Below are 4885 nucleotides of genomic sequence, written 5' to 3' on the forward strand. Positions count from 1 at the left end.
CCTCGCGCAAAATTTCAACCGCCGTAGCGATCAAAGCTTTAAAATCCTCCTCGCCTACGTAACCCATAGCGTCCTTTAGCAGCGTGCCGCCCTCTTGCCGCCCGCGTAGCAGGCTGTCCGCTAGCGCAAAATACGCTGCCGTATCCCCTTGCAGCCGCCAAAACCGCTCGTATAAATCTGGCACTCTAAAGCCGTCACGTTCGAAATCTCGCGCTAAATTTAGCGCCTCGTCCCGCTTGCCCATACTTATTTTCCTTTATAGTTTTATCGCAAATTTTACCAGGATTTATCTTGCTTTTACGCCAAATTTAAAGCCATCGGTTGCGGAAAGATTAAGCATTAAGATAATTCAAGAATCATGCGGATTAGGCGATACGAAAACCAAATTTCATCTCGCAAAACCGCAAATCAAACCTGCTTAAATTCGACGCCATAAAAGCAGGTTTAAATTTACGGTTCAAAAACCGACCTTGTGCCGCCCTCTTAAATTTTCGTCGCACTCCCGCCAAACTCCACGCGAAACTCCGTCAGCCCGCCGCCGCTTTTACACGAGATTTTAAATCCGAGCTCTTTGCAAAAAGTTTTAACGATATGAAGCCCGATGCCAAAGCCGCCGTTTCGCTCGTCAAACCGCGTATAAAGATCAAAAATCCGCGGCAAATTTTCCTTCGCGATACCTGCACCGCTGTTTGAGATCGCGAGCGCACCAGGGGTTAAATTTACGCTTACCGAGCCGTTTTCATCGCAGTATTTTATGGCGTTACTTAGTAGATTGTCGATGATTTTTCGCGTTTTTTTATAGGATGAGCGTAGCTGCACTTCGGCGATTTGCGTGCTTAGTTTTATATTTTTTTGCTCCAAATTTAGTCCAAAATACCCGATCCTCTCGCGCACCAGCTCGCTCAGGCTAAAACTCGTCGCCGCGCCGTCCTCTTTGCCGCTAAGCTTTACTAGGGTGAGGTCCTCGTATAGCGTCGAGATAGTTTTGGAGGCGGTTTTTATGTTATTTAGGTATTTTTTCGGATCGGTTTCAAACATCTCGATACTCATCAAAATGACGCTAAGAGGCGTATTTATCTCGTGCGTCGTATCCCTGATAAAGCCGTTTAAAAAGTCGATGCGGCGGTAAAGCGGACGCAGCGAAAGACGGATGATAAAATAAGCTATGATTAAAATAGCAAGCAGTATCATAAACGAGAAAAATATTATCTTGAGTTTTAGCGTGAGAATCGTAAACTCCGGATCTGCGACCTTGACGGCGACGTAGTACTCCTCCTCGCCGAGCCGATTTTTGAGATAAAACTGCACGACAGAGTTCGTTCCGTCCTTATACCTTTGCGGCATGCCCTCGCGCGGCTCAAAATCATCCTCAATCTCCTCACCCGTTTTTAAATTTACGGCAAAAGCCTCGACGTCGTCGAAATCATCGTCGTCTATCTCGCCGTTTTTTTGCAGTTTATTTTGCAGGTGATGCTGCAAATCTCGCACGATAAACACGTCGCGATCGAGTATAAAATGCTTCTCGCGCTCGTAAAACATCTGCGCGAAAAAGACCAAAAATGCGGCGCTCGTGATAAAATAAAGCAAAAATATAGGTAAAATTTGACGGTCCGAAAGCGCTAGAAAGGCTTTTTTAATGGATTTTAGAAGGGACATTTGCCGCCTTTTGGATTAAACTTACGGGTATTTTGCGGATGTAAAATTTGAAGCCTAAAGCGGTAAAAGCTCTGCGCAAATTCGGATGAAAATTTAGACCGATACCTTACTCTTTGTCTCCTAGCGACCGCGAAAAGCTTAAACATATTTATAGCCTAGCTTTGAGGCGCTCACGATACGCTCTTTGCCTAAAATTTTACGTAGCTCTGCGATATAAACGCGCAAACTAAGCTCGCTAGGACTCTCGTCGTAGTCCCAAATTTGAGAATAAATCTCGTCTCTACTTAAAAATCTATCCTGATTTTTTAGCAAAAGCGCAAGTAGCCTGGACTGCTTTTTAGGCATCGAGACAGCCTTGCCGTCACGAAATAGCAAGCCCTGATTCATATCAAAGCCCAAATTTTCGCCGACATTTACCAGCTCGTTTTTATTGTGCACAAAGGTGCGTTTTAGCAGATTTTGCACGCGCAGATGTAGCTCTTTTAGCTCAAAAGGTTTTTTTATGTAGTCATCGCAGCCGCTAGTAAAGCCGCTTTGCACGTCATCGAGCGTATTTAGCGAGGTAGTAAATATACAAGGTGTGTTTTTGCCCGCGTTTCGCAGCTCCCGAAGTAGCGCAAAGCCGCTGCCACCGATGATCTTGACGTCAAATATCCAAAGATCGAAGTTGCTTTCATAAGCCAAATTTAACGCATCGTCGTAGCTTTTCGCGCCCGCAGTCTCGTAGCCTTGCGCCTCCAGATACGCGCGCATCATCTCAAGCAGCATATTTTCGTCCTCGACGATCAAAATTTTACTCATTTTCGCTCCGTTTTTGTTTGCTTTTGTCGTTTTACGGCGTTTTATCCGCTTGATCTTATTATATCTGTCGGCGCGGCTTTACGCTAAATTTTTCGCCAAACATCTCAAATTTGCGTTAAATTTACCCACATGCGCTCAAATTTAGCCGCAAACAGATCCTGCGTAAATTTATCAAATTTCATCTAAATTTGAAGGTAAAATTTCATAAATTTATAAGTTCGAGCCTCCAAAAAGGAAGCTCGAATTTTATTATTTCATCGGCTGTTTTGGGCCCTTGTAGCCGCCAGCTTGATTGCAATCTCCGGCATTTGCACAGTCCTGCGCCATCATGCCTTTACCGCCGTGCTTAAAACCGCCCTTAAAATCGTGCTTAAATTTCTTGTGAAAATCATCGTCGTCATCGCCGTCTTTTAGCTCGATATCAAGCCTTTTCGCCTCCGCCACGCTTAGCGCGCCCACTTGGGCGTTATAGCCGCTTCTAAACTCGCGCATAAACGCCTCTCTATCGGCGATACTCATACCCTCAAACTTCTTTCTGATTTCGGCCTTTAGCCCGCGTTTGGCCTCTTTGGCCTCAAATTTTAGCTTGCCAGCGCGTTTGTCTATCTCAAACGCTACCTCGCTAAGCGTCTTAGCATCGGCATTTGCGACCATTTTATAAAGCTCGTCGTTCGTGCTATTTTCAAGCGAAGCGGCAAAAAGCCCGCCCGCAACCAACATACTAATCAAAACTACTTTTTTCATTTTCTCTCCTTTAAAAAGATGAGCGAAGTTTAAAGAAAAGTCGTGAAAAAAATGTTAATTTAAAATTTCGTTGATTTTTTTTACGAAATTTAGCGGATTTACCTGCACGCCGCCCGCGATCACGCCAAAGTGTAGGTGTGGCCCGCTCACTCGCCCACTAGCGCCGCTAAGCGCGATGATATCGCCTTTTTTGACTCTTTGTCCGACTTTTACGTTTAGCGCGCTTAGATGATAGTACTGCGTGTAAATGCCCTCGCCGTGGTCTATAACCACAGACCCGCCAGCATAGTAGCGATCTTTTGCGATGGCAACTACGCCGTCGTTTGCCGCAATCACCGATGAGCCGACCGCGGCCCTAAAGTCCGTGCCGCCGTGGTAGCTCTTTAAAGTGCCGTTAAATACGCGCGCGGTGCCAAACGGACTCGTGACCGCCGAGCTCATCGGCAGGATAAATTTGGAGTCAAATTTTAACCCGGCATTAGCCGTGGCATAGATTTTATTCGCCTCCTCGCGCTCCTCCTCGATACGCTTTAGTACCTCTTTTGGCGGCGTTACTTTACTGCCTTCGACTGTTATTTTTTCTTTTTTGTATTCGCCCTCTACGATCTTAAAAACCATCGTCTCATCGCCGTCTTTAAGCCCGTTTATTAGCTTGATCTCACCTTTTTGGCGGTATCCCGCGGAAACGATGGCAAATTTTAGATTTTCATCCCCTGGCACGTTAAGCCAGCGCTTTTTCTTGCCATCTATGCTTAAATTTCCGGCAAATTTAGCCTCCACCTGCACTATCTCCACGTCGCCATTTACGATAGTCTGAGTTTCGCTCGGCACACCAGCCTGCTCTTTTGCGCTCAAATTTAAACAAATCAAAACGGCTAAAATAATTTTTTTCATTTACATCCTTTACGTAAATTTAACGAATAATTTTTAAATTTAATAAAAAAATACTATAATAGCGGGTGAATTTTACGAAAAAGGAAACAAAAATGAAAATATTTTTAAAGCTTGCCGCTTACACGCTTTTGCTCGGTCAGCTTGCTTATGCGGATTTTACGCAAAATCAAAAAGTACGAACTTCATTTGATATCTTAAACGATTTGGGCTCTAGAAAACTGCTAAATTTAAAAGATACTAGCGAAATAAGAGGCATCATGGTCATCCCTGAAGTAGTTAGCGGCGGGCTAGTCGTGACGACTCATACTGGAGACGGTATATTCGTCGGCAGAAACGACGAAAATGAATGGAGTAGTCCTATATTTATAAATTTTAAAGGCGGCGGCATAGGTCTGCAGGGCGGCTATAAATCAACCGACCTTGTTGTACTTTTTAAATCAAGAAGGTCGTATGCTGGGCTAATAAACGGTAAAGGCCAAATCGATCTTAGCGCCGATGCCGTAGTGCTAGCCGCCGGCGAAAAAGCCGGCGTAATGAGCGACCTACCTGAAATTTCGGCTTGGGCTACGCTAAGAGGTAAAAGCAGAGGCCTTTTTGCAGGCGTTAGCATAAATACCTCTTTGGTAGTCGTCGACAAGCAGGCTACGTATGATTATTACGATAGAATGTACGATATGGAAGATATCTACAACAACTCTCCGAAAGACTCAAGATATACAAAAACGCTAAAAGAAGTATTGAATAAATATTTTAAATGATTAAGCAGAAAAACGGTTTGGCCTAGCGGCTA

General features: G+C 44.5%; 6 protein-coding genes. 1 reads left to right on the forward strand and 5 read right to left on the reverse strand.

Going from position 1 to position 4885, the window contains the following annotated elements; all coding sequences use genetic code 11:
- From Q0546_RS07390 to Q0546_RS07410, 5 genes are all read right to left on the reverse strand, one after another.
- A partial coding sequence (locus Q0546_RS07390; RefSeq protein WP_298791816.1) for a hypothetical protein occupies positions 1-244 on the reverse strand: 244 nt, incomplete at its 3' end.
- Between the two features lie 239 nt (positions 245-483).
- Positions 484-1656 (reverse strand): HAMP domain-containing sensor histidine kinase, encoded by a 1173-nt coding sequence (locus Q0546_RS07395; protein ID WP_298791818.1) that lies wholly within the window; start codon positions 1654-1656, stop codon positions 484-486.
- A 138-nt stretch (positions 1657-1794) separates the two neighbouring features.
- The gene (locus Q0546_RS07400; protein ID WP_298791820.1) at positions 1795-2457 is read right to left on the reverse strand and encodes a response regulator transcription factor; all 663 of its coding nucleotides are present in this window, start codon (positions 2455-2457) and stop codon (positions 1795-1797) included.
- A 249-nt stretch (positions 2458-2706) separates the two neighbouring features.
- Positions 2707-3201, reverse strand: coding sequence for a DUF1104 domain-containing protein (locus Q0546_RS07405; RefSeq protein WP_298791822.1), 495 nt, complete (start codon positions 3199-3201; stop codon positions 2707-2709).
- A 54-nt stretch (positions 3202-3255) separates the two neighbouring features.
- Positions 3256-4095, reverse strand: a complete 840-nt coding sequence (locus Q0546_RS07410; RefSeq protein WP_298791824.1) for a M23 family metallopeptidase — start codon at positions 4093-4095, stop codon at positions 3256-3258.
- 92 nt (positions 4096-4187) lie between these two features.
- Between Q0546_RS07410 and Q0546_RS07415 the strand changes: the two genes are divergently transcribed.
- On the forward strand, positions 4188-4853 hold the full coding sequence (locus Q0546_RS07415; protein WP_298791826.1) for a lipid-binding SYLF domain-containing protein: 666 nt from the start codon (positions 4188-4190) through the stop codon (positions 4851-4853).
- The last annotated feature ends 32 nt before the right edge of the window (positions 4854-4885 follow it).

The sequence above is a fragment of the uncultured Campylobacter sp. genome (genome assembly GCF_937997465.1).
In the GTDB taxonomy this organism is placed as follows: Bacteria; Campylobacterota; Campylobacteria; order Campylobacterales; family Campylobacteraceae; genus Campylobacter_A.

Coding starts and splice junctions, on each gene's coding strand:
- Q0546_RS07410 (WP_298791824.1), bottom strand. CDS start 4,095: ATGAAAAAAATTATTTTAGCCGTTTTGATTTGTTTAAATTTGAGCGCA.
- Q0546_RS07395 (WP_298791818.1), bottom strand. CDS start 1,656: ATGTCCCTTCTAAAATCCATTAAAAAAGCCTTTCTAGCGCTTTCGGAC.
- Q0546_RS07400 (WP_298791820.1), bottom strand. CDS start 2,457: ATGAGTAAAATTTTGATCGTCGAGGACGAAAATATGCTGCTTGAGATG.
- Q0546_RS07405 (WP_298791822.1), bottom strand. CDS start 3,201: ATGAAAAAAGTAGTTTTGATTAGTATGTTGGTTGCGGGCGGGCTTTTT.
- Q0546_RS07415 (WP_298791826.1), top strand. CDS start 4,188: ATGAAAATATTTTTAAAGCTTGCCGCTTACACGCTTTTGCTCGGTCAG.